This is a genomic window from Sphingomonas bacterium, assembly GCF_903644055.1.
Taxonomy (GTDB): Bacteria; Pseudomonadota; Alphaproteobacteria; order Sphingomonadales; family Sphingomonadaceae; genus Sphingomonas_I.
On sequence record NZ_CAHJXD010000224.1, the window covers coordinates 1 to 2,812 of the forward strand.

Here is a 2,812-nt window from a genome sequence, read left to right on the forward strand (position 1 = left end):
GCGTTCCGCGAGGGGCTCGCCCCCGGCGGCGATCTCGACGGCGCGGTCGCGCGCAACCTGCTGCGTGCCGAGGATGCGCCGCCCGCCGATCAGGTGGCGGTGCTGCGCGACGGGCTGGTCGCGTTCGATGCGGCGCTCGCCGCGACCCCCGCGCACGAACTGCTCGACGGCGAATGGCAGGCGTGATCGCGCCCGAATTCGCGCGTCCGTTCGGGCTCGATACGCTCGGCGAGCCGCGCGCGGTGGCGATCGCGGCCGATGCCGCGGAGCGCGCCGCGCTCGCCGCCCGCTTCGATCTGCTGAGGCTCGACACGCTCGAAGCCGGCGCGACATTGACCCGCGACAAGGATGTGATCTCCGCCGAGGGCCGCCTGCGCGCGCGTGTCGTACAGGCCTGCGTCGCCACCGGCGTCGCGCTGCCGCGCGCGATCGACGCGCCCTTCACGATCCGCTTCGTCCCCGAAACCGACGCGCCCGACGAGGAGATCGAGGTCGCCCCCGACGCGCTCGACGACATGGCCTATGCGGGCAATTCGATCGATCTCGGCGAGGCGGTCGCGCAGACGCTGGCGCTCGCGCTCGATCCCTTCCCTCGCGCCCCCGATGCCGATGCGGTGCTGCGGGAAGTCGGCGTGCTCCAGGAAGGCGAGGCGACCGCCCCCACCGCGCTCGCGGGGTTGCGCGACCTGCTCAAGAAGTGACGCGCGCGGTGCACCCGCTCGATCGTCCGGTCTGGAACGCGCTCGGCGGACGCCAGGCCGGACTGGCGATCACCGACGGCCCGGCGGTCCGGATGCGCCCCGACATCGGCATCTTCGCCGCCGCCGCCGATCATGGCGAGGACGGCATCGCGGCACTCGCGCGTCTGGCCGGCGACGACATCTTCGCCACGCTCGAAGAGACATCGTGGCCCGCCCCGCCCGGCTTCACCGTCCGGCGCGCCGCGCCATGCCACCAGATGCTGCTCGAAACGCTCTGCCCGCCGCTGCCGCCGGTGGATTTCGTCGAGCTGGGGGCCGGGGACGCGCCCGCGATGCTCGCGCTCGCGACGCTCACCGCGCCCGGCCCGTTCCGCGCCAATACCCACTTGCTCGGCGGCTTCATCGGCATCATGCATCAAGGCCGGCTCGTCGCGATGGCGGGCGAGCGGCTCAAGCCCGAGGGCTTCACCGAGGTCAGCGGCGTCTGCACGCACCCTGATCATCGCGGACGCGGCCATGCCGCCGCTTTGATGCGCATCGTCGCCGAACGCATCCTCGCGCGCGGCGAAACGCCGATCCTCCACAGCTATTCCGATAACGCGCCCGCGATCGCGCTCTATGAACGGCTGGGCTTCCGGCTGCGCAGGCAGATGATACTGACGATGATCTCTTCGTCGTAGTTCCAACGCAGAATCATCAGTTTTCCGTTTCGGCAATTATATCGATTACCGTTTGATCGTCTGGACAGGCTTCGATGCATCTCGGATGATGATTCATGGACGAAGTTGAATCGGCTGATCTTTCTCTCTGGGGTCACGCTCTGGGTGTCATAGATCGTTGGGTTCGAGCGAAGCGCATTCTGCGCGCCTCTCTGGTGCTCTTCGGCAGCTTCCTCGCGGGCCTCGCGCAATTTTCCCTTCCGCTCAGCGATCATTGGAAGCTTGCCCTTGGCCTGGCCGGGTCGGCCATGGCACTGTTCGGGGGTATCGTCTTGTTATGGCTGGATGACGTGGACGTGAAGCTCCTGGGTGAAGCTCGCTCGGCGGTCCAGCGCTGGAAAGCGGCGGTTATACGCCGCGAGCCGGTGGAGGCGGCGCTTAAGACCGAGCAGGCGTTGAACGTCGGATTCGACCAGCTTATCGGAGTCTTGGGGCGCTCGTTATCTATGCAGCATGCCTCGCTCGATGATCGCTTGAAGGTATTCGTAAGCGTCGGCGCGCGCCAGTTGATCGGGCCGATGAATCTCGGCGGTGAGCACATCTGGACCATCTCGATTTTCCGCAAGGTGGAAATCGATGGCGCGTTCCGCATGAAGCGCGTCGCGAGCAATTGGGCCGATCGTGAAGAGGAAGAGCGCGACACGAGGACATGGGCGTATGGCAAAGGATGGACCGGCGCCGCGTGGCAGTTCGGAGAAGAGCGGTTGAACGCGCCCTTTGTCGTCGAAATGGATACGGCGACCGATCAAGCCAGAGCGCGTTATGACGACGACGGCCAAGCCGAAGCTACCGACTATGACAGATTTCGTTCGGTGGCGTCGATTCCGTTCCGGGTAGGTAAGGAACGATCGATTTTCGGTGTTGTGACCGCGACCTGTAGTCGAGTTGGCGCATTCGACGTCACCAAGGGAAGCCCCGGGCTCAGGAACTTCGAGACGATCAGAAGTTTCACGCTTCTTGCCGCCGCCTTGGCGGCTGGCAACTGAGGGTTAACTTCGTCGCATTATACTTGCAAACCCCCAATAACCGGAGCAGTTATCCGATATGCCTTACACTCCAGAATTCCAGCGCGCGGCCGAGATCGAGCGCGAGATCGAAATCCTGCTTTCCGAGATTTTCGACAGGGAAGTGCAGGGGAACGATGCCGCCGAGCTTCAGGGTAGGCTGGATGCGGCGTCTAACGAACTGGCTGGCCTGAAGACCCTGGCGCTTTTGGATGTCGATTAGGCCTTGATCTTAAGCTGCGGCGCCCGATGCCGCTTTAACCGTTCGAGGAGAAGCGACGCTCGTGCTCCCGAGGAGGGAGGTAGCACCAAGCGGCATCATCCTAAAAGGGCACGTCGTCGTCCAGGTCATTGTCGAACGGCGAAGGGCGCGAACCGCCGCCCGCGC

General features: G+C 65.2%; 4 protein-coding genes and 1 pseudogene. All 5 read left to right on the forward strand.

Translation table 11 applies throughout. From position 1 onward, the window contains the following. Positions 1 to 186, forward strand: a pseudogene (locus HUU94_RS09950) (ubiquinol-cytochrome C chaperone family protein); the annotation flags it as partial. Continuing rightward, complete coding sequence (locus HUU94_RS09955; RefSeq protein ID WP_174274932.1) at positions 174 to 701, forward strand: YceD family protein; 528 nt, start codon at positions 174 to 176, stop codon at positions 699 to 701. The pseudogene HUU94_RS09950 and the gene HUU94_RS09955, both read left to right, overlap by 13 nt. Next, positions 698 to 1,381, forward strand: coding sequence for a GNAT family N-acetyltransferase (locus HUU94_RS09960; protein WP_254602121.1), 684 nt, complete (start codon positions 698 to 700; stop codon positions 1,379 to 1,381). The genes HUU94_RS09955 and HUU94_RS09960 overlap by 4 nt, the downstream gene beginning before the upstream one ends. 95 nt (positions 1,382 to 1,476) lie before the next feature. Continuing rightward, positions 1,477 to 2,406 (forward strand): hypothetical protein, encoded by a 930-nt coding sequence (locus HUU94_RS09965; protein ID WP_174274933.1) that lies wholly within the window; start codon positions 1,477 to 1,479, stop codon positions 2,404 to 2,406. A 58-nt stretch (positions 2,407 to 2,464) separates the two neighbouring features. Beyond that, positions 2,465 to 2,647, forward strand: coding sequence for a hypothetical protein (locus HUU94_RS09970; RefSeq protein WP_174274934.1), 183 nt, complete (start codon positions 2,465 to 2,467; stop codon positions 2,645 to 2,647). Positions 2,648 to 2,812: the final 165 nt, after the last annotated feature.